General features: G+C 62.9%; 19 protein-coding genes and 1 pseudogene. 6 read left to right on the forward strand and 14 right to left on the reverse strand.

The features are described from left to right. Positions 1–47: 47 nt before the first annotated feature. Together VPH40_RS22540 and VPH40_RS22545 are read right to left on the reverse strand one after the other, a co-directional pair. Positions 48–1259 carry an O-antigen ligase family protein gene (locus tag VPH40_RS22540; protein ID WP_305062692.1) on the reverse strand — a complete coding sequence of 404 codons (1212 nt, stop codon included), beginning with the start codon at positions 1257–1259 and terminating at the stop codon, positions 48–50. A gap of 252 nt (positions 1260–1511) precedes the next feature. Next, a pseudogene (locus VPH40_RS22545) lies at positions 1512–2750 on the reverse strand (malic enzyme-like NAD(P)-binding protein); the annotation flags it as partial. Positions 2751–2957: 207 nt separating this feature from the next. On the opposite strand from VPH40_RS22545, the gene VPH40_RS22550 reads away from it, so the two are divergent. Beyond that, on the forward strand, positions 2958–3983 hold the full coding sequence (locus tag VPH40_RS22550; protein ID WP_099666682.1) for a LacI family DNA-binding transcriptional regulator: 1026 nt from the start codon (positions 2958–2960) through the stop codon (positions 3981–3983). A gap of 73 nt (positions 3984–4056) precedes the next feature. Next, positions 4057–4596: a hypothetical protein gene (locus tag VPH40_RS22555; protein ID WP_077408222.1), complete on the forward strand. Its 540-nt coding sequence runs from the start codon at positions 4057–4059 to the stop codon at positions 4594–4596. Here VPH40_RS22555 and VPH40_RS22560 read toward each other — a convergent pair. The 11 genes from VPH40_RS22560 to VPH40_RS22610 form a co-directional block, all read right to left on the reverse strand. Continuing rightward, a complete protein-coding gene (locus VPH40_RS22560; RefSeq protein ID WP_328574560.1) occupies positions 4572–5198 on the reverse strand; it encodes a LysE family translocator in 627 nt (208 codons plus the stop codon). The genes VPH40_RS22555 and VPH40_RS22560 overlap by 25 nt on opposite strands. A 79-nt stretch (positions 5199–5277) precedes the next feature. Continuing rightward, positions 5278–6066: an AraC family transcriptional regulator gene (locus VPH40_RS22565; protein WP_328574561.1), complete on the reverse strand. Its 789-nt coding sequence runs from the start codon at positions 6064–6066 to the stop codon at positions 5278–5280. A 2-nt stretch (positions 6067–6068) separates the two neighbouring features. After that, positions 6069–7532: a ribonuclease G gene (rng, locus tag VPH40_RS22570; RefSeq protein WP_099666686.1), complete on the reverse strand. Its 1464-nt coding sequence runs from the start codon at positions 7530–7532 to the stop codon at positions 6069–6071. A gap of 41 nt (positions 7533–7573) precedes the next feature. Beyond that, entirely contained in the window at positions 7574–8194 is a 621-nt protein-coding gene (locus VPH40_RS22575) for a Maf family protein (RefSeq protein ID WP_328574562.1), read from the reverse strand. 7 nt (positions 8195–8201) lie between these two features. Next, complete coding sequence (gene rlmH / locus VPH40_RS22580) at positions 8202–8672, reverse strand: 23S rRNA (pseudouridine(1915)-N(3))-methyltransferase RlmH (protein WP_034747108.1); 471 nt, start codon at positions 8670–8672, stop codon at positions 8202–8204. Positions 8673–8678: 6 nt separating this feature from the next. Further along, positions 8679–9371, reverse strand: a complete 693-nt coding sequence (gene rsfS, locus VPH40_RS22585; protein ID WP_099666688.1) for a ribosome silencing factor — start codon at positions 9369–9371, stop codon at positions 8679–8681. Continuing rightward, complete coding sequence (gene nadD / locus VPH40_RS22590) at positions 9372–10019, reverse strand: nicotinate (nicotinamide) nucleotide adenylyltransferase (protein ID WP_257218867.1); 648 nt, start codon at positions 10017–10019, stop codon at positions 9372–9374. 20 nt (positions 10020–10039) lie between these two features. After that, the gene (gene hemF / locus VPH40_RS22595; RefSeq protein ID WP_328574563.1) at positions 10040–10954 is read right to left on the reverse strand and encodes an oxygen-dependent coproporphyrinogen oxidase; all 915 of its coding nucleotides are present in this window, start codon (positions 10952–10954) and stop codon (positions 10040–10042) included. A 103-nt stretch (positions 10955–11057) separates the two neighbouring features. Further along, positions 11058–11846, reverse strand: coding sequence for a hypothetical protein (locus tag VPH40_RS22600; RefSeq protein ID WP_328574564.1), 789 nt, complete (start codon positions 11844–11846; stop codon positions 11058–11060). Between the two features lie 125 nt (positions 11847–11971). Then, positions 11972–13240 carry a phosphoribosylamine--glycine ligase gene (purD, locus tag VPH40_RS22605; protein ID WP_099666692.1) on the reverse strand — a complete coding sequence of 423 codons (1269 nt, stop codon included), beginning with the start codon at positions 13238–13240 and terminating at the stop codon, positions 11972–11974. 70 nt (positions 13241–13310) lie between these two features. Beyond that, positions 13311–14036 (reverse strand): YebC/PmpR family DNA-binding transcriptional regulator, encoded by a 726-nt coding sequence (locus tag VPH40_RS22610; RefSeq protein ID WP_077408206.1) that lies wholly within the window; start codon positions 14034–14036, stop codon positions 13311–13313. A gap of 155 nt (positions 14037–14191) precedes the next feature. Between VPH40_RS22610 and VPH40_RS22615 the strand changes: the two genes are divergently transcribed. The 4 genes from VPH40_RS22615 (at position 14192) to VPH40_RS22630 (ending at position 19108) form a co-directional block, all read left to right on the forward strand. Beyond that, positions 14192–16663 carry an alkaline phosphatase D family protein gene (locus VPH40_RS22615; protein ID WP_328574565.1) on the forward strand — a complete coding sequence of 824 codons (2472 nt, stop codon included), beginning with the start codon at positions 14192–14194 and terminating at the stop codon, positions 16661–16663. A gap of 83 nt (positions 16664–16746) precedes the next feature. Beyond that, entirely contained in the window at positions 16747–17667 is a 921-nt protein-coding gene (locus VPH40_RS22620; RefSeq protein ID WP_328574566.1) for a DMT family transporter, read from the forward strand. 29 nt (positions 17668–17696) lie between these two features. Continuing rightward, a complete protein-coding gene (locus tag VPH40_RS22625; protein WP_034786684.1) occupies positions 17697–18086 on the forward strand; it encodes a methylglyoxal synthase in 390 nt (129 codons plus the stop codon). A gap of 92 nt (positions 18087–18178) precedes the next feature. Beyond that, positions 18179–19108, forward strand: a complete 930-nt coding sequence (locus tag VPH40_RS22630) for a quinone oxidoreductase family protein (protein ID WP_251350740.1) — start codon at positions 18179–18181, stop codon at positions 19106–19108. A 308-nt stretch (positions 19109–19416) separates the two neighbouring features. Here VPH40_RS22630 and VPH40_RS22635 read toward each other — a convergent pair whose 3' ends face one another. Beyond that, positions 19417–20046 (reverse strand): DUF4136 domain-containing protein, encoded by a 630-nt coding sequence (locus VPH40_RS22635; protein ID WP_305053042.1) that lies wholly within the window; start codon positions 20044–20046, stop codon positions 19417–19419. Between the last annotated feature and the right edge of the window lie 79 nt (positions 20047–20125).

Here is a 20125-nt window from a genome sequence, read left to right on the forward strand (position 1 = left end):
ATGGTTCCTTGCAGGGGACAGCAAAAACGGTCAGGCGAAAAACGAACTCAGGCAATGCGTTCTTGCTGGCGCAGCATGGCCCACAGTATCACCATCGGGAAGACCAGCATGATGATGCCGATATTCAGGGTGAGCGAGCTCGTCGTCAGGCCAAAAATCATGTAGCAGGTGCACAGCATCACGCCGGCCAGCGCAAATGGTTGCGCGCTTGCGGGGCCGTGACGCAATGCCCTCGTGAACAGAGTCAGCGGTAGCAGGAATAGCAGCAGCAGGGCCAGCAGGCCGAAGATGCCACGCTTGACCAGGGAGTCGATGTAATCGTTATGCGCGTTGGTGTAATGCAACACAATTTCGCTCATTTTTCCTTCCGCCGACAGTTTTTTCTTTGCCTCCAAGTAGCCGTTGCGTCCCATGCCGAACCAAAGATGGTCATTGGATAAAGTTAATGCTGTACGCCACATTTCCAGCCGTTGGCCGACTGACGTGCTGACGTTGTCGCTGTCTTCAAATTTTTTCAAATCTTCCACGGCATCCGTCGCGCGTTCAAGCACGGGGGAATTGGGCACTATGTAGGATAGTACCGCCACGGCCAGCAGCGCCGCCAGCAGGCCAGTCATATAGTGCTTGCCGCGTGTTCTCGCGTAGTGGACGACAAATATGCATCCGCAGACGGGCAGCGCCAGCCAGCCACCGCGGCTACCGCTGATGATGGAGCCGAAAATTCCGATTAAGCCGCCTGCCAGCAATAGCACGCTCCAGGCGATTCGATGGCGCTGTTTGATGGCCCACTCGATCCCACATAACGTCAACATGCCAAACAGCATGCTGACATTGCCATAGTGAATAGCGTTACTGGTGGCGGCTTGTGGCCGGAAGGGGCTGCTAGGAATATATTGCGTAGCCGCCAAGGCTGCCCCCGCGATGGCGCCAATTGCCAGGCCGCTCCACCATGCCGCCGCCCGCGGCGGATAAGCAATCAGCAGCAGCAGCACGGGCAAGGCCAGCAGCACCCGCAAGGGCATGTCGAGTTCTCGCGCCGGATCGGCGTGGTACAGCATATTGGCGGTGAAAATAAGGAAGTAGGCCAGCATCACGCCCATCAGCAGATAGTCCCGGCGCTGCAGATGCAGGCGGGGGCGCTTCCATAGCAGCCAGCTGCTGGCCAGCAGCAGGACCAGCGCGCCAAAGGAATATCCGCTGTTGACAGCCAACGCCAATGCCGAAAAGAGAAAAACACAAACAGAGGTCAGGCCGAGCATGAATATCCTTGTTAACGCACATCGTCGCCATTATGGCAACTGTAGCAACATAAAGTAGGCGTCATTGTAATCGAAGGTGGCAGCAAAAACGTCCCTGGGAGATTTACTCTTCGATAACTGTATAGGCGATCTCAAGGGGGAAATGAAAAAAACCATGGTTTTTAGACATGGTTTTTTTGTAAGCAATGGTAACTTGCTGTTATTTTGCTAAGGCCGCAAGGTCGGTCATGCGTCTCAGGCGGTGGCTGGCACGCGGGTGGCCACGCCGGTGGCGATGGCCGCTTGCGACACGGCAGGCGCGACCCAGCTGCGCAGGCGTTCGTCGAACGGCGATGGAATCAGTTGCAGCGGCGTCAGCGCGCTGCTCTCGTGACCCGGCAACGGTTCCTTGGCCAGCGCGGCGATGGCGCGCACACAGGCCAGCTTCATCTCTTCGTTGATGGTGGTGGCGCCCACGTCGAGTGCGCCACGGAAGATGTACGGGAAGCACAGCACGTTGTTGATCTGGTTCGGGTAGTCCGAGCGGCCCGTGGCGACGATGGCGTCGTCGCGCACGGCATGCACTTTTTCCGGGGCGATTTCCGGATGCGGATTGGCCAGGGCGAAGATCAAAGGCTTGGCGGCCATCGATTCGACCATCTGCGCGCTCACCACGCCGCCCTTCGAGACGCCGATGAAAATGTCGGCGCCAACCATGGCGTCGGCCAGGTCGCGGTCGCTGGTGTCGTTCGCGTAGCGCGCCTTGTTCTCTTCCATGTTGGCATCACGGCCCGGGTAGATCACGCCCTGGCTGTCGCACACTTTCAGCAGCGATTTATTCAGGCCCAGCGAGACGAGCAAGTCCAGGCAGGCGATCGAGGCCGCGCCGGCGCCCGAGACGGCCAATTTCACGTTGCCGATATCCTTGCCCACCAGTTCCAGGCCGTTCAGGATGCCGGCCGCGACGATGATGGCCGTGCCATGCTGGTCGTCGTGGAAGACGGGAATGTTCATGCGCTTGCGCAATTGCTGTTCGATGTAGAAGCAGTCCGGCGCCTTGATGTCTTCCAGGTTGATGCCGCCGAAGGTCGGCTCCATGCGCACCACGGTGTCGATGAACAGGTCGGGATCGTTCTCGGCCAGTTCGATGTCGAACACGTCGACGTCGGCAAATTGCTTGAACAGGCAAGCCTTGCCTTCCATCACCGGTTTGCTGGCCAGCGGACCGATATCGCCCAGGCCCAGCACGGCCGTGCCGTTGGTGATCACGGCCACCAGGTTGCTGCGCGACGTGTAGGTGCCGGCCGTGCGCGGATCTTCCACGATCGCTTCGCAGGCGAAGGCCACGCCCGGCGAGTACGCCAGGGTCAGCGCGCGGGCGTCGCCCAGCGGTTTGGTTGGCGTGACGGAAATCTTGCCTGCGCGAGGTTCCGCGTGATAGGCGAGGGCGGCTTCTTTCAGGTTGAAGGTTTCGCCGTTCTGTTCGGCGTGCTTGCTGTGCGAAGTAGACATAGGAATTCTGGGAAGGGCATACAGGGCCCGAGTGGTCAATCCGAGTCATGTTATGCAAGCGTTTGCACGCTGTCAAGGCTGGATTGTACTTAAGAGTGTCAAAACCGCTTTGGGAAACGGCTTTATCTCAATGCAAGCGTTTGCTCGGTTTTTGACGGGATGGGGAATTTTTACGATAAAATCACGGTATTGCGATCCGGGAAGCCCATGACAAACAAGAACCCCACCTTAAGCGACGTCGCGCGGGCCAGTGGCGTGCACTTTTCCACCGTTTCACGCGTGATGAACCCGGCAACGCGGCAAATGGTCAGCGCCGAGGTGGCCGCGCGCGTGCTGGCCGAAGCAGGCCGGCTCGGTTACCGGCCGAACCGCGCTGCCTCCACCCTCGTCACGCGCAAGTCGCGCATCATCGGCGTGGTCTTGCCCGACATTACCAACGCGGTTTTTCCGCCTATCCTGCTGGGCATCGAGGAAGGCTTGCGCAAGCATGGCTACCTGGCCATCGTCGCCAATGTCGGTGCCGACGAGGAAGAGCAGCTGTTCGTCATCAACCGCCTGCTGGGGCAGCAGGTCGATGGCTTGATCCTGGCCACGGCGCGGCGCGACGATCCCGTCATCAAGATGTGCATCGACCAGAATGTGCCGGTGGTGACCGTCAACCGCAGCGACGAGACGGGCGTCGCTTCCTGCGTCGTCAGCGACGACGTGGTCGGCATGCGCCTGGCCGTGGAACACTTGCTGGCGCTGGGCCACCGGCATATCGCGCACATTGCCGGCCCGGAAAACCTGTCCACCGGCCACGTGCGCCGCCTCGGTTTCCTGGCCGCCATCCAGGCCAGCGAACTCGATCCCTCGCAAGCCTTCGTGTTTGAAAGCAGCGGCTATTCGCGCGAATGCGGCAAGGCCGCCCTGCTGGAACTGCTGCGCCAGTCGCCGCGGACGACGGCCGTGGTGACGGGCAGCGACCTGGTGGCCCTCGGCTGCTACGACGCCATCCGCGAACTGGGCTTGAGCTGCCCCGAAGATATTTCTGTCGTGGGCCACAACGACATGCCCTACATGGACATGATCCGTCCACCCCTGACTACCATCCGTATCCGCCACCACGGCATCGGCACGGAAGCGGCCCGGCTGATCCTGCAAACCATCGATTCGCCCGATTCCGCCGTACTCGACGTGCGCCTGAAACCCGAGCTGGTGGTGCGTGAATCGACGGCCGCTCCCCGGGGCTGAGGCCGCGCCTGGGGCCGCGCCGCTGCAAGGTGGTACACTGGCGCCCCTCAACGTATTTTGCCCCTCTATCGCCATGACCAAAACCAACACGCCTTCCCCGAAACGCCGCGAAGAGGGCGTCGCCAAGCTGACCGTCAATCCCTTCCTCGATGCCGAGTTTTACGCGCGCATGCGCGACTACACGGAGCGCGATGCGGCCATCATCAAGGAATTGAAGGCGATCGCCGAGATTCGCGCCGGCAACAAGCAGCCCGACCCCCGCCTGGCGCCGTCGCTGGAAGCCCTGCGCAGCACCGTCAAGAAAGGCTTGAGCTTTGGCGAGATGCTGGAGCGCATGGCCGCCGGCAAGGAAAAAGGCTTGTGGGAGCCGTGGATGACGACCTTCGGCATTGAAATTCGCGCCGTCAACTACGGCGCCGGCCCGCGCAACGCCTGCCTGGTGCTGGACCTGGCCGCGAATGCCCCCGCGCACGCCATGTTCGCCAAGGCGGGCATCCAGAACTGGCGCAGCCTGGCCGCCGACGACTGCTCCGTCGTGCGCTCGGAAAAGGCGACGGAAACCACGCCCTTGAAAGTGTATGCCGTGTTTTATCTGGACCCGCTGCCAGCCTGATCCGCCAGCAGCACCAGCGCCAGCACGATCAGCACCACGCCCGACAGCCGTTCCAGCGACGGCAGCGCGCGCGCAAAGCGCTGCCGCAGGGCGGCGCTGCCGATGGCCAGCGCCACCGCCATATCCCACGCCAGCACGGCAAAGACCATCCACGCGCCATACGCCACCATCGCAACGGGACTCGTCTGCCTGGCGGCCAGTACGGTGGCCAGGCTGACATAGAACAGCGCATTCTTCGGGTTCAGGATGGCGGAGACAAACCCCATCGCGACACCGCCGCGCCAGCGTGCCTTGCCGGTGGCGGGCTTTGCCTCCAGACTGCTCTTGCCCGCATGGCGCAGGAACAGCCAGCCCAGGTACAGCAGATAGGCGCATCCCGCCAGCCGCACCAGCATGAATGCCGTACTGCCCGCCCGCAGCACCGATAGTCCCGCAAACGCCGCCACGATAAACACCGCATTGGCCACGGTAATGCCCATGCACGTGCCGGCGGCGCCGCGCCAGCCGTGGGCCAGCGAGGTGCGCGCGATCAGGAAAAAATCGGGACCGGGCGACAGCAGGGAAAGAAAGTGGGCGGCGGCGATGAAGAGAAAATCCTGCATGGAGTTTGGCTCCGGCAATGGCGATGCGCGAGTATGCCGGGGCTGGCGACAGCCTGTATTGAAGAAAATTGCAGGCGTTCTAGCTGCGCTGGCCGCGATAGCGCCCCGGCGTGATGCCCGCATGCGCCTTGAACACGCGCTGCAGGTGGCTCTGGTCGGCAAAGCCCAGTTCATGCGCCAGTTGCGCCAACGCCGTCCCGGCCTGCAAGCGGTTGCGCGCGCGGTTGACGTGCATATTCAGCTGGTAGGCATGCGGCGTCAGGCCCGTGGCGGCGCGAAAGGCGCGGATCAATTGATACGGGCTCAGGCCTGCCGCCTCCGCCAGTTGCCGCAGGCTGGCCGAGGGCAGCGCCTGCAGCGTTGCGAGCACGGGCGCCAGCTGCTGCGGCACTGGCTTGCGTTCCGAAGGCAGCAGATCCGCACAGACGCTGCTGCAGGCGACCAGAAACGCCAGCAGCGCCGCATTTTTCTCCACCGCGCTGACCGTTGAAAACAGCAGCGCATTCATGGCGCAAAACTGCGCGTACAGCAGCGGGCACTGCAACACCGCCGCCGTATCGCCATCGAGCGCCGGCGCGTGTGCTTGCAGCCACTGCGCATCGAGATGCAGCATCTGGTAGCTCCACAGGGTGTCAGGCAGGGGATTGCAGGCGTGTACGCAGCCGGCGGGCACCAGCACAAGGCTGCCATTGCCGAGTGCGACCTTGCCGTCTTTGCTGCCCGTAAAGATGCTGCCGCCAGAGTCGACGGCGCCGATGGAAAACGTGGGATGGCTGTGGGGCTTGTAGCAAGCCCGGCTGTGGCAGGCGCGCCGGCTCTCCACGTGAGGGAGAGACGGGTCGCGCCAGAAGGCGGTGGTGCCCGGCATGACTACATCAAAATCACGTCGTACTGCTCCTGGTGGTAGGCATTCTCCACCTGCAGCGAAATCTTCTTGCCGATGAAATCGCCCAGCATGGCCAGGTGCTGTGATTCTTCTTCGAGGAATAAATCCACGACTTCCTGCGAGGCGAGGATGCGGAATTCGCGCGGGTTGAACTGCTTTGCTTCGCGCAGCAATTCGCGCAGGATTTCATAGCAGATGGTGCGCGAGGTTTTCACTTGTCCCTTGCCGGCGCAGGCGGGGCACGGTTCGCACAGGATATGGGCCAGCGATTCGCGCGTGCGCTTGCGCGTCATTTCCACCAGGCCCAGCGGCGAGAAATTGCTCACCGAGACCTTGGTGCGGTCGCGCGACAGGGTGCGTTTCAGTTCGGCCAGCACGGCGTTGCGGTGCTCGGCGTTGTCCATGTCGATGAAGTCGAGGATGATGATGCCGCCCAGGTTGCGCAGGCGCAGCTGGCGCGCGATGGCGTGCGCCGCTTCCAGGTTGGTCTTGAAAATCGTGTCGGCAAAATTGCGTCCGCCGACGAAGCCGCCCGTGTTGACGTCGATGGTGGTCATCGCTTCCGTCTGGTCGACGATCAGGTAGCCGCCCGATTTCAGGTCGACCCGGCGGCCCAGCGCGCGCAAGATCTCTTCTTCCACGCCGTACAGGTCGAACAATGGACGCTCGCCCGTGTAGTGCTGCAGGCGCGTCAGTTCGCTGGGCGTGTAGATTTCCGCGAATTCCCGCAGTTTCACATAATTTTCGCGCGAGTCGACCTGGATGGTGGCCGTTTCATCGCCGACGAAGTCGCGCAGCACGCGCTGCGCCAGGCTCAAGTCTTGGTGCAGCAGGCTGGTGGCGGGACGTGTGCGCGCACCGTGCGTGATCGTGCTCCAGGTTTTTCTCAGGTAGTCGACGTCCGCCTTCAAGTCCGCGTCGGACGCGTCTTCAGCCATGGTGCGCACGATGTAGCCGCCCTTTTCATCGGTGGGCAGCAGGCTTTGCAGGCGCACGCGCAGCTGCTCGCGCTCCGCTTCCTTCTCGATTTTCTGAGAAATGCCGATATGTTTATCCTGCGGCAGGTACACCAGCATGCGCCCGGCGATGGAAATCTGCGTCGACAGGCGCGCGCCCTTGGTGCCGATCGGGTCCTTGATCACCTGTACCGTCAGCACCTGGCCGTCAAACAGGATTTTTTCGATGGGCGCCGGCGTGGCGTTCTGGCCGTCGTGGCCGCGCGCTTCCCAGATGTCGGCCACGTGCAGGAAGGCGGCCCGTTCCAGGCCGATGTCGATGAAGGCCGACTGCATGCCCGGCAATACGCGCACCACTTTGCCGGAATACACATTGCCGGCCAGGCCGCGCGTGAGCGTGCGCTCGATGTGCAATTCCTGCACGGCGCCCTGCAGGATGAGGGCGACGCGCGTTTCTTGCGGCGTGATATTGATCAGGATGTCTTCGTTCATGGAGGCGCGGGAGTGGAGGCAACGAATGACATCATACCCGATCAGGGCAGGGGCAAACCTGCCAGTCGTAGCAACTGTGCAGTTTCGTACAGGGGCAGGCCCATGATGCCGGAATGGCTGCCTTCGATGTGCTCGACGAACAGCGCGGCGCTGCCCTGGATGCCGTAGCCGCCGGCCTTGTCGTACGGTTCCGGCGTGGCGCAATACGCGGCGATCGAGGCGGGCGACAGCACGCCGAAGCGCACTTGCGAAATCTGCGTGCGCTGCTCGGCGAAATCCTTGTAATGCACGGCGATCGAGGTGAACACCTCGTGCGTGCGGCCCGACAGCTGCTGCAGCATGGCCACGGCCTCGGCCCGGTCGGCCGGCTTGCCGAGGATGACCCCATCGATGGTGACGGTGGTGTCGGCTGCCAGCACGGGGCGCGGGGTCAGGTGGCGGCGGCGCACCAGGTCCCAGGCGAAGGCGGCTTTTTCATTCGCCACGCGGGCCACATAGTCGAGCGCCGACTCGCCGGGGAGGACTTCCTCGGTGACGTCGGCGCCGCGCGGGCCGTCGCTGCGCAGCAGCAGCAATTCGAAATCGACGCCGATCTGGCGCAGCAATTCGCGCCGGCGCGGGCTTTTGGAGGCGAGATAGATCTTGTTATCGGCCGGTTTCATGGGGAATTCAGACGCGGTGGTAGGGGTGGTTTTGCGTGATCGACCAGGCGCGGTACAGCTGCTCGGCGAGGATCACGCGCACTACGCCGTGCGGCAGGGTCATGCTGGAAATGCGCAGCATGCCTTCGGCACGTGCCTTGAGTTGCGGATCGAGGCCGTCGGCGCCACCGATCAGGAAGGCCGTGTCGCGGCCATCCTGTTGCCACGCCATCAACTGCTGCGACAGGCCGACGCTGGTCAGGTCCTTGCCGCGTTCGTCGAGGGCGATGATGCGCACGCCCTTGGGCAGGACGGCTTCGATGCGTTCGCGTTCCAGCGCCATCGCCGTGGCGGCGGTCTTGCTGCCGGAACGCTCCACCGGCTTGATTTCCTTCAGCACGATGCGCAATTCCGGCGGCATGCGCTTCGCGTATTCCGCGAAGCCCGTCTCTATCCAGGCCGGCATTTTATGGCCGACCGCAGCGATGATGAGCTGCATCGAGGCTTACGCTTCGACTTTTTTGATACGCTTGATCACGGTTTTTGCCGGTGCAGCATCGGCTGCCGGCTTGGCCGCGCGTGGGGCGCGTACTTTTTTCTCCGGCAGCGCTTTCAGGGCTTTCACTGCGGCTGCTTCGGTCTTGGTTGGCGCGACTTTCACGGTCTTGCCGACGGCTTTGGAAGCGGTGGCTTTTTTCGCCGGGGCTTTCTTGGCGGCGGTGGTGGCTGCCGCGGCTTTCTTGGCAGGCGCCTTTTTCTCGATCACGGGCGTCGCTTCCACATTGGCCTTGCTTGCTGCCAGGTGGCCGCTGACCTTCTTCGGCTCGTCGCCGGCCGCTTTTTTCGGCGCGCGCTTGGCGGCACCCAGCTTGACCGGGGTGTCGCCCCAGATTTCTTCCAGGCGGTAGTAGGCGCGGATAGGCGCTTGCATGATGTGGACGATCATGTCGCCCAGATCGACCAGCACCCATTCACCGGTGTCCTCGCCTTCCATGCCGATGATGTCGCCGCCGGCGTCCTTGACCTTGTTGCGCACCGAGGCGGCCAGCGCCTTGGTTTGACGGTTCGAGGTACCGGAAACGATCGCGATGCGGTCGAACAGGCTGGTCAGGTGACTCGTTTCGAAGACGGCGATGTCTTGGCCTTTGACGTCTTCAAGGGCGTCAACGACGAGGGTTTGCAGTTTTTTGATGTCCATTTAGCTTTTGTATAAATTATGTTGTTCAATATAGTCTAGCACTAGCGGGGAAACAAGCGGGTTTGCCCGATTCCCCCGTTGTAATGCCGCACGTATTTCGGTGGCGGAGATATCCACCGCGAAGTCCTGTGCCAGATAAGTCAGACCGTGCGGCGTGTTGCGGATGCTTTCCAGTGACCCCAGGCGGCGCGAAAATTCTTCGGCGACCACTTGCGGCACTGCGGTGTCATTCAGCGCGAAGCCTGGGCGGGCCGCGACGCAGATATGCGCGTATTCAAATAATTGCTGCCATTCGCGCCATGTCGCGAGCCGCTGCAGCTGGTCGGCGCCCATCAGGAAAACGATGGAAGCGCGCGGACCCAGCTCGGCGCGTACCTGGCGCAAGGTATCGATGGTGTAGCTGGCCTGGCCATGTTCGCTGCGCGCGATTTCCTGGCGGTCGATCACGACCGGCAGGGGCAGGCCGGCAAACGCCAGGCCGGCCATCTCGGCGCGCTGCTGGCCGGTGGCGCCCAGCTTGCTTTTTTGCCAGGGCGCGCCTGCCGGAATCACGCGCAGTTCATCGGCGTGCAGCAGGCTGGAAAAATGCGTGCCCAGCGCGACATGCCCCATATGCACCGGATCGTAGCTGCCACCGAGCAGCGCCACGCATGCCCTGCTACCTGGGTTCACGCCTGCAGCCAGTCGCGATGCACGAGGAAGTCAGTATACAACGCCGCTTCGGGACTGCCCGCTTCCGGGTGCCAGTCGTAGCGCCACTTGACCACGGGCGGCATCGACATCAGGATCGCTTCGGTGCGTCCGCCCGACTGCAAGCCGAACAGGGTGCCGCGGTCGAACACCAGGTTGAACTCGACATAGCGTCCGCGCCGGTAGCACTGGAAATCGCGTTCGCGTTCGCCGTATGGCGTGTCCTTGCGGCGCGCCAGGATAGGCACATAGGCGTCAATGAAGGCGTCGCCGGCGCTGCGCATCATCGCAAAGCTGTCGTCAAAGCCCAGGGCATTGAAATCGTCGAAGAAAATACCGCCCGCGCCGCGCGCTTCGCGCCTGTGCTTCAGGTAGAAATAATCGTCGCACCACTGCTTGAAGTTCGGATGCAGTTCCTCGCCAAACGGCGCCAGCGCATCATGGCACACCTGGTGAAAGTGCTTCACGTCGCCCGCGTCGCCATAATACGGCGTCAGGTCCATGCCGCCGCCGAACCACCATACGGGTTCGCCATCGGCATTCACGGTGGTGAAGAAACGCACATTCATGTGCACCGTGGGCGCATACGGATTATGCGGATGTAGCACCAGCGACACGCCCATCGCCTCCCACGCCTTGCCACCGAGTTCAGGGCGCGCGGCCGCTGCCGATGGCGGCAATGCGGCGCCGGTGACGTGCGAAAAATTCACGCCGCCACGCTCGAACACATTGCCTTCCTCGATCAGCCGCGAAATGCCGCCGCCGCCCTCGGGGCGCTGCCAGGCGTCGGTCAGGAAGGGCTTGCCGTCCTGCGCTTCGAGCGCCTGCACGATACGGCTTTGCAAATCGAGCAAATAGGCCTTGACGGCCGAAGGAGAGGGAGTTGACGACATCGCGTGGGCCGACGAGGCCGAAATAAAAAAGTAAGGACGGATTGTACCCTGTTACGCGTTTTTGTGATAGGGCGGCGCTTGCGCAGTGCGTTTGTGTTGTGGATCAGCGTGCCGGTGGCGTGGCATCGTCCTGCACTACCGTGATGGACAGGTCCGCGCCGGCGCCGGGCAGGCGCGCGCTTTCCACGGCGTGCGCGGCGCGCTGCTGCAAGTCGGGCCGCTCGACGCCCTGCCCGGCGACGGCGGCGGGAGAGGGCGCCTGCCCGGGGAGGATGGCGCGGCCGGCAAAGGCCAGTACCAGCACCAGCAGCGCGGCCATCACCCACGTTCCCGGGCGCGCATAGGCGGGGCGTTCCCGGCGGGCCTGGCGCGCGGCGCCATCGACGATGATGCGGCCCAGCTCCGAGCCGTGCTGGCGCGTGCGCAATAGCTCGAATTGCTGCGCCGTCAAGGTGCCTTGCCGGAGCATCTCGCGCAGTGCGTCAATCGGCGAGGCGAGCAGGCGGTTCTCCGGCAAGCTGGCGTGGGCGGCGTCGCGCTGCCACTGGTTGATCAGGTCTTCGTCGTACAGGGTGTCGATGGCCTGGCCGTTGACCAGCTTTAGCGCGTCGGCGACCAGTTGCTGGCGCTCGAGCAGGGCTTCGCCGCCATGCCGGCGCGGCAGATCCTGTACGCGTCGCAGGAAGTCGTCCTGTGGCAGCAGGTCAGTGCGCAGCAGCCATGCCAGGGCCTCGGCGGGACCGGCGCCGGCGGCCAGTCGTGGCATGTCGACGTCGTCTTCCTCGTTCAGGGCGAGGATTTCCAGTTCGGCGATGGCGTCGTCGAGTTCATTGTCCGTGATCAGGAGGAGTTGGCGTACCTGAGCGAGGGCGGGATGGACGTGGCTGGTCATGGGTTGCAACTTTGTCTGAAAGGCAAAATCTTAGCGCAAGGTCCGCTTTCCTGGCGCGCCAATCAAAACAGGGCCGGGGCGGATGCATTCCGCGCCGGCCCTGCCGTTTGCCGTCTGGGGCGGGCTTAGTGCTTCAGGCCGCGCCAACCGATGTCGCGGCGGTACTGCGCGCCGTCGAAATGGATTTTTTCCACGGTTTCATACGCCTGTTTCTGCGCCATCTTGATGCTGTCGCCCAGGCCCACCACGCACAGCACGCGGCCGCCGTTGGTCACCAGGCGTTCGCCCTCGATGCGGGTGCCGGCATGGAAGGTGACGGAATCATGCGTTTCGGCCGGGATGTCGCCGATGGACGTGCCCTTGACGGGATCGTCCGGGTAGCCGGCGGCGGCCATCACGACGCCGACGGCCGTGCGGCGGTCCCATTCCAGTTCCACGGCGTCGAGCGTGCCGTTGACCGCGTGCTCCATGACGGTCACCAGGTCGGTCTTCAGGCGCGCCATGATGGGCTGCGTTTCCGGGTCGCCCATGCGGCAGTTGAATTCCAAGGTCTTTGGCGTGCCCTTGTCGTCGATCATCAGGCCCGCATACAGGAAGCCCGTGAACGTGATGCCGTCCTTGGCCATGCCCTGGATGGTTGGCACGATGATTTCGCGCATGACGCGCGCATGCATGGCCGGGGTGACGATAGGTGCCGGCGAATACGCGCCCATGCCGCCCGTGTTCGGGCCCTGGTCGTGGTCTTTCAGGCGTTTGTGGTCCTGGCTGGTGGCCAGCGGCAGGATGTTCTTGCCATCGCACATGACGATGAAGCTCGCTTCTTCGCCGGCGAGGAATTCCTCGATGACGATGCGCGCGCCGGCGTCGCCGAACTGGTTATCGGACAGCATCATGTCGACCGCCTGGTGCGCTTCTTCCAGGGTCATGGCAACGACGACACCCTTGCCGGCGGCCAGGCCGTCGGCCTTGATGACGATGGGCGCGCCCATGGCGTCGACATAGGCATGTGCGGGAGCGACGTCGGAGAAGGTCTGGTAAGCGGCCGTCGGGATGCCGTGGCGCTGCATGAAGGCCTTGGCGAAGTCCTTCGACGATTCCAGCTGTGCCGCTTCTTTTGTCGGACCGAAGATTTTCAGGCCGCGCGAGCGGAACAGGTTGACGATGCCGGCCGCCAGCGGCACTTCCGGGCCGACGACGGTCAGGCCGATGTGTTCCTGTTGAACGAAGTCGGCCAGCAATTGCGGGTCGCTGATGTCGAGATTGACCAGGCGCGCATCGCGCGCGGTGCCGCCGTTGCCCGGCGCGACATACACCATCTGTATGCGTTCGGACTGGGCCAGTTTCCAGGCCAGGGCGTGTTCGCGGCCGCCAGAGCCGACTACCAGAATTTTCATAGGAACCGTTCGTTCAGTGTGGGTTGCAGGGCGGTGCTGCCGCCCTTGAGGTGTATAGCTTATTTTTTGCTTAGTTTTCGATCAGGGCATTCGTAAACACTTCCTGCACGTCGTCCAGCAACTCCAGCGCATCGATCAGCTTTTGCATCTTGATGGCGTCGTCGCCCGTGTAGACGGTTTCCGTCGCCGGTTTCATGATGACTTCGGCCACTTCGGCCTTGAAGCCGGCCGCTTCCAGCGCCTCCTTGACGGCGGCGAAATCATGCACGGGAGTGACCACTTCGAAGCCGCCCTCTTCATCGGCGATGACGTCGTCGGCGCCCGCTTCCAGGGCCGCTTCCATCAGCTTGTCTTCATCGGTGCCCGGCGCGAACAGCAACTGGCCGCAGTGCTGGAACATGAAGGCGACCGAGCCTTCGTTGCCCATGTTGCCGCCGTTCTTGTTGAAGGCGTTGCGTACTTCAGCCACCGTGCGTACCTTGTTGTCGGTCATGCATTCGACGATGACGGCTGCGCCGCCCACGCCGTAGCCTTCGTAGCGCACTTCTTCGTAGTTGGCGCCATCGACGCCGCCGCTGCCGCGGTTGATCGCGCGCTGGACGTTGTCTTTTGGCATGTTCGCATCGGCCGCCTTGTCGACTGCCAGGCGCAGGCGCGGATTGGTGATGGCGTCGGCGCCGCCCATGCGGGCCGCGACCGTGATTTCCTTGATCAGGCGCGTCCAGATTTTGCCGCGCTTGGCATCGGTGGCAGCCTTTTTATGCTTGATATTGGCCCATTTGCTATGTCCTGCCATGTCGAATCTTCCTTAGACGGGTGTTCAATTGTGGCCGACATTTTAGCATATCGGCCCCCTGCGAAGCGGCGCGGCCCCGTCATCAGGATGACACAATCTGTTGCTAAAGTGACGCGCTTTCACCATATCGAGGGCGCGACATCATGGCAAGTCAAATGGACAGGCGGCAATTTCTGAAATTGGGCGGCTTTATTACCGTCTCCGTGGCCACTGTCGGCCTCGCCGCCTGCGGCAGCACCGATTACAGCGATCCTGGCGTGCCGCTGGCCTCGGGCAGCGACTGGAAATTCCCGCAAAGCGTGGCTTCGGGCGACCCGCGTGCCGATAGCGCCATGCTGTGGACGCGCGTCGTGCCCGCCAGTTTCGACGCCGTCGCGCCCGCCGTGGCCGGCAAGTCCGACGTCGCCGTGCGCCTGATCGTCAGCGCCAGCGATAATACGGCCGCCCTGGGCGGCAACACGGCCCTGGTCGGTACGCCCATCGTCGATGCCAAGTTGCCATTGAAAGCCGATTTCGACAATACCCTGCGCCACAAGGTGACGGGCTTGCAGCCGGGCCAGGTGTATTTTTACCAATTCATCGCCGGCGACGTGCGCTCGAACGTGGGCCGCTTCAAGACGGCGCCTGCCGCGACCAGCGACGTTGCTCAGCTGCAATTCGCCTACCTGACATGCCAGGACTGGAGCATCAATCACTGGGGGGCGCTGTCGCACATCGCCGCCAACGAATCGCTCGATTTTATCGTCCACCTGGGCGATTACATCTATGAAACGGTGGGCGAAGCCTTCCAGAGCGGCGCCGTGGAAAGCCGCCACGACCAGCTGAAATTGCCTGACGGCACGTATAAAAGCGGCACGTCCGGCGCCAAATACGCGACCACCGTGGCCGACTACCGCTACCTGTACAAGAAATACCGCACCGATACGCGCCTGCAGGCCGTGCACGAGCGCTTTGCCTTCATCGCCATCTGGGATGACCATGAATTCACGGACGACGCCTGGCAGGATGCGTCCACCTATGAAGGCATCGTGGCGGCCGACGGCAGCGATTTGCACCAGCCGGCCCGCCGCCGCAGCGCCAACCAGGCGTGGTTCGAATACATGCCGGCCGACGTCACGTTCGACGCGGCCGCGACGACCTTCCAGAATATCCAGATTTACCGCGATTTCCAGTTCGGCAAATTGATGCAGCTGGTGATGACGGACGAGCGCCTGTACCGCGCCGACCATGCGATCGCCGAGTCGACCATCAATCCCGCCACGGGCAAGCCGCTGGGCAGTATCGGCAGCCGCTACCTGGTGCCGCAAGCGCTGTTCGACAGTGTGGAAGGGCAGAAAATGGCGGCCGCCACCAAGGCCGGCGCCGATCCGCTGGCGGCAGTGGGCATGCTGGGCAACACGCAGCGCGACTGGTGGAAGGGCAAGATGAAGGCTGCCACGTCCACCTGGAAGCTGTGGGGCAATGAAGTGTCGTTGCTGCGCATGGGCTTGAATGGCACGGATGCGATCGCCACCCTGCTGGCGCTGAGCGCCATGGCCAACGTGGGCAAAGCCATCGCCAGCACCCTGCCATTGGTGGGCGGCAGCGTGCCGCTGGCCTGCGCCATCGTGGCGGCCTCGACGGCGGGTGCATCGTCAAGCGTGGCGCAGGCCGCCGCCATGGCGATTGCCGGCGCGGCAGCCAATGCCGGCGCGCAGGGCGCCGCTGCCGTGGGCGCCGGTTTGAGCGCGGCCCAGGCCGGCATCACGGTGGCTGCCTACAACAGCGCTTCGCCGGCGGCGGCCGCGCAAGTGATCGCCGTCGGCTGGATCAAGCCCGACGTGCAGGCCAAGGGCGCCGCATCGAGCTTTGTCGCCGCTTCCGGCCAGCAAGCCGCGCTGACGCCATTCTTCACGCGCTTCCTGCTCAATTGTGACCAGTGGGATGGCTACAACAGCGAGCGCAAGAACCTGATGGCACACCTGAAAACCAATGCCATCGGCAACGTGGTGGCCATCACGGGCGATATCCACTCGTTTTTTGCGGGTACGGTCAGCGACGATTTCGACGCGGCCGGCGGCGGCACGCCCGTGATGGTGGACCTGGTGTCGGCCGGCGTCAGCTCCGATTCCTTCTTCAGCTACCTGAAGTCGGCCGCCGGCAGCATGGGCGATATCGGCACCCTCGTCAGCTATCCGCTGGCCATTCCCGTCACGGGCCTGGGCACGGTCAATCTCGACATCAACCTGCTCGACTACACCATGGGCAAGGCGGCGCCTACCGTCGACAGCCTGCTGGAACAGTTGCGCGTGCAGCTGCGCGGCGCCCTGGCTGCCAAGGGTGTGCCGGAAGCCCAGCTGGACGGCACGGTCGCCGCCGTGCAGGCTGGCTTGAAAGCAAGCACTGACTTCAGCGTGACCCTGCTGGGCCTGGCGCAGCAATTGTCCGGCCTGGGCAACAACCCGTGGATCAAGCATTTGAACACGGATGCGCAGGGCTACACGGTGGTCACTTTGACGCCCGGCAAGCTGGTGGCGCAGTTCAAGCAGGTGAATAAACTGGTCGGCACGGCGGCGCCGTCGAACGTGATTGCGCGCGTGACGACGGCGACGGTGGCGGCGGGTGCGGCGGCGGTGGTGGTCTCTTAATCCGCCGCCGGTTTTATTCGGGGCCAGACGGGGACGCCGAGTCCTGCCGGGTCTGGCCCCGGCTTTTGCCTTACAATCTGGGCATGAGCTCCAGTTCCCCGCAAGCATCTCCTCTCCCGATTCCCCGTTCCGTCTACCTCGGTGGCCTGGCCATCGCCGTAGGCGGGGCGGTACTGTTTTCCACCAAGGCCATCGTCGCCAAGCTGCTGTACCGCTACCAGATCGATGCCGTCACCCTGATCGCCTTCAGGATGATCTTTTCGCTGCCCGTGTTCGCCGTCATCGCTTGCTGGAAGATGCGCACGGAGCCGCCGCTGTCAAACAGCGACCGTTGGCGCCTCGTCGGGCTGGGCCTCGTCGGCTACTACCTGTCCAGCTATCTGGACTTTCTTGGCTTGCAATACATTTCCGTGGGCCTGGAGCGCCTGATCCTGTTCCTTACGCCTACTTTCGTGCTCCTGATTACCACCGTGTACTTCAAGCAGCGCATCAGCCGCCTGCAGTGGCTGGCCCTGTTCACCTCCTACTGCGGCATCGTGCTGGTGTTCGTGCACGACTTGCAGGGCGGCGCCAGCAACGTGGCGCTGGGCTCGACCCTGGTGCTGGGCTCGGCCTGTGCCTATGCCGTGTACCTGCTCGGTTCGGGAGAGCTGGTGAAACGCATCGGCTCGATGCGCCTCGTCAGCTATGCCATGTGCGTGGCCAGCTTTGCCTGCATCGCCCAATTCTTCATCCTGCGCCCCGTCGAGTTGCTGATCCAGCCCATGCCCGTGTATGGCTTGTCCTTGCTCAATGGCATCTTTTGCACGGTGATGCCCGTCTTCATGACGATGATCGCCGTCGAGCGCATCGGCGCGCCCGTCGCTTCGCAGGCCGGCATGATCGGCCCCGTGTCGACCCTGTTCCTGGGCGCCATGATCCTCGATGAACCGATCACCAACTGGCAACTGGCTGGCACCAGCCTGGTATTGGCCGGCATTTACTTGCTGTCGAAAAAGAAATAATTCATCCACCCACTGAAAATGTCCCCACCATGAAAACACGCATCGCCCTGATTGCCCACGACAAGAAAAAAGATGACATGATTACCCTGGCGGGCGAATACCTGGACTTTTTGAAGGGTTGCGAACTGTCGGCCACGGGCACCACGGGCGGCCGCCTGATCAATGAGCTGGGCCTGGCGGTCGAGCGCAAGCATTCCGGCCCGTTCGGCGGCGACTTGCAGATCGGCTCGCTGCTGGTGGAAGGCTTGATCGATTGCGTGATCTTCCTGCGCGACCCGATGACGCCGCAGCCGCACGAGCCGGACATCAATGCCCTGGTGCGCGCCTGCGACGTGCACAACGTGGCGTGCGCGACCAATCTGTCGTCGGCGCACCTGGTGCTGTCGCAATTGCAGGCGCGGGCCAGCGCTGCCGCCTGACGTTTTCCCGATTCTTCTTCAAGGAGCATATTGTGAGCGCAACGATTACCACCAAAGCCATCCGCGTACAGCGCGTGGGCGGCCCGGACGTGATGGAATATGTGGATGTGGAACTGCCGCCGCCGGGTCCCGGCGAGGCGCGCGTCAAGCACGAGGCCATCGGCCTCAATTTCATCGACGTGTATTTCCGCACGGGCTTGTATCCGCAGCCGCTGCCCAATGGCCTCGGTGTCGAGGGGGCGGGCATCGTCGAGGCGGTGGGCGAGGGCGTCACGGAAGTGAAGGTGGGCGACCGGGTGGCGTATGCGGCGCGCATCAATGGCGCGTATGCGCAGCAGCGCAACCTGCCTGCGGCCCTGCTGCTGGTGTTGCCCGAGCGTATAGGTTTCGATACGGCCGCCGCCATGATGCTGCAAGGCTTGACGGTGCAATACCTGTTCCACCGCACGGTGGCCCTGAAGGCGGGCGACACCATTTTGTTCCACGCGGCCGCGGGCGGCGTGGGCCTGATCGCCTGCCAGTGGGCGAAAGTGCTGGGCGTGAATCTGATCGGCACGGCCGGTTCCGATGAAAAGGCGGCGCTGGCCAAGGCGCATGGCGCGGCCCATGTCATCAATTACAACACGGAAAACTTCGTCGAGCGCGTGCGCGAGATCACGGGCGGCAAGGGCGTCTCCGTCGTCTACGATTCCATCGGCAAGGACACGTTCACGGGTTCGCTCGACTGCCTGGCGCCGCTGGGCATGATGGTCAGCTTCGGCAACGCGTCCGGTCCCGTGCCGGCCTTCACTTTGAGCGAACTGGCATCGCGCGGTTCGCTCTTCATCACGCGTCCGGCCCTGTTCAGCTATGCCTCGAACCGTGCGAACCTGGAAGAGATGGCGACCTCGCTGTTCGGCGTCGTCAGCAGCGGCGAAGTGCAGATCGAAATCAACCAGCGCTACGGCCTGGCCCATATCGCCCAGGCGCATACGGACCTGGAAGGGCGCAAGACGACCGGTTCGACCATCATCGTGCCATGAGCGGCGGCAATGATGGCACGCCGAAGTTCGGCCGATTGCTGATCGTGCTGTTATTGGCCGTGGCCCTGATCGGCGCGCTGACCTTTGCGGCCGAGGCGTATTATTCGTAGACATAAAAAAACCGGCTGGCGCATCGCTGCACCAGCCGGTTTTTTAAAGTACTCCAGACTTCTCGCGCCTGACAAAACCGTAGCGAGCGGCAGTGATTTGTGGCCGAGAAGCGCAACCGTACTTTAGTACGGGGGCGCCGAGCCGGTGAGCATCGCCGGCCGCAAAGCGCGACGCGCAGTAGGTTTTGGCTGGCGCTCTCAGTCTATCTTGACTTCCACCTTGCGGGGAACGCCGCTTTGTCCGGGGAAGTCGGCAAAGGCGCTGGCGACCATGGCGGGCATTACTTGCGACGTGGCGCGCTTGTTGCTGGTCGATTGCACGGTTACGTCGTAGAGTTTCTTGCCGTTGCGGTCATTGATCGTCACGCGCAATTCGCGTTCGTATTTATGGCGTACGGTTTCTTCCACGTCCATCGGACCATACCAGTAGGGGTTGTAGCCAAAGCGACCATAGCCTGGCCATGCGCCGTAGCGGTAGCCGTAGCGGCCAGGCCAGTAGCCGGGGCCATACCAGAATGGGTCGCTGGCTTGCAGCACGCGCTCAGGGTAGTCGACGGTGGAGAAATTCATTGCCACGCGCAAATTGGCTGCCGCGGGGCCGGACGCTTCGCCGAAACCGTGTTTGGCCAGTTCCGCGCGCACCAGGTTCTGGTAGCTGCGGTATTCCAGCGTGTCGTCTTCGGCCGCCGGCGCTTCAAATGCATATGATTTGTCCTGCAATTGCGCAGGCCACTCATGGAATACGGTCACATCGCTGCGTATGGTGGTGGCGCATCCGGTGAGCAACACGGTCAATGCGGCCATCATGATGGTGAGATATCGTTTCATTGCATGACCTCCTGATTAGTAGACGCAATTCTTCGCTTAGTATTATAAGAATAGTTCTATTTGTTTCTATTCATTATTA

It is taken from the genome of Janthinobacterium sp. P210005 (genome assembly GCF_036231865.1).
Lineage (GTDB): Bacteria > Pseudomonadota > Gammaproteobacteria > Burkholderiales > Burkholderiaceae_D > Janthinobacterium > Janthinobacterium kumbetense.

Bases quoted from the DNA above. Each gene is read 5' to 3' on its own strand.
- VPH40_RS22600 (WP_328574564.1), bottom strand. From the start codon at position 11,846: ATGACCAGCCACGTCCATCCCGCCCTCGCTCAGGTACGCCAACTCCTC.
- VPH40_RS22555 (WP_077408222.1), top strand. From the start codon at position 4,057: ATGACCAAAACCAACACGCCTTCCCCGAAACGCCGCGAAGAGGGCGTC.
- purD (WP_099666692.1), bottom strand. From the start codon at position 13,240: ATGAAAATTCTGGTAGTCGGCTCTGGCGGCCGCGAACACGCCCTGGCC.
- VPH40_RS22550 (WP_099666682.1), top strand. From the start codon at position 2,958: ATGACAAACAAGAACCCCACCTTAAGCGACGTCGCGCGGGCCAGTGGC.
- VPH40_RS22625 (WP_034786684.1), top strand. From the start codon at position 17,697: ATGAAAACACGCATCGCCCTGATTGCCCACGACAAGAAAAAAGATGAC.
- VPH40_RS22620 (WP_328574566.1), top strand. From the start codon at position 16,747: ATGAGCTCCAGTTCCCCGCAAGCATCTCCTCTCCCGATTCCCCGTTCC.
- hemF (WP_328574563.1), bottom strand. From the start codon at position 10,954: ATGTCGTCAACTCCCTCTCCTTCGGCCGTCAAGGCCTATTTGCTCGAT.
- rlmH (WP_034747108.1), bottom strand. From the start codon at position 8,672: ATGCAGCTCATCATCGCTGCGGTCGGCCATAAAATGCCGGCCTGGATA.
- VPH40_RS22540 (WP_305062692.1), bottom strand. From the start codon at position 1,259: ATGCTCGGCCTGACCTCTGTTTGTGTTTTTCTCTTTTCGGCATTGGCG.
- VPH40_RS22565 (WP_328574561.1), bottom strand. From the start codon at position 6,066: ATGCCGGGCACCACCGCCTTCTGGCGCGACCCGTCTCTCCCTCACGTG.
- VPH40_RS22560 (WP_328574560.1), bottom strand. From the start codon at position 5,198: ATGCAGGATTTTCTCTTCATCGCCGCCGCCCACTTTCTTTCCCTGCTG.
- VPH40_RS22615 (WP_328574565.1), top strand. From the start codon at position 14,192: ATGGACAGGCGGCAATTTCTGAAATTGGGCGGCTTTATTACCGTCTCC.
- VPH40_RS22630 (WP_251350740.1), top strand. From the start codon at position 18,179: ATGGAATATGTGGATGTGGAACTGCCGCCGCCGGGTCCCGGCGAGGCG.
- VPH40_RS22635 (WP_305053042.1), bottom strand. From the start codon at position 20,046: ATGAAACGATATCTCACCATCATGATGGCCGCATTGACCGTGTTGCTC.
- VPH40_RS22610 (WP_077408206.1), bottom strand. From the start codon at position 14,036: ATGGCAGGACATAGCAAATGGGCCAATATCAAGCATAAAAAGGCTGCC.
- rsfS (WP_099666688.1), bottom strand. From the start codon at position 9,371: ATGGACATCAAAAAACTGCAAACCCTCGTCGTTGACGCCCTTGAAGAC.
- rng (WP_099666686.1), bottom strand. From the start codon at position 7,532: ATGAACGAAGACATCCTGATCAATATCACGCCGCAAGAAACGCGCGTC.
- VPH40_RS22575 (WP_328574562.1), bottom strand. From the start codon at position 8,194: ATGAAACCGGCCGATAACAAGATCTATCTCGCCTCCAAAAGCCCGCGC.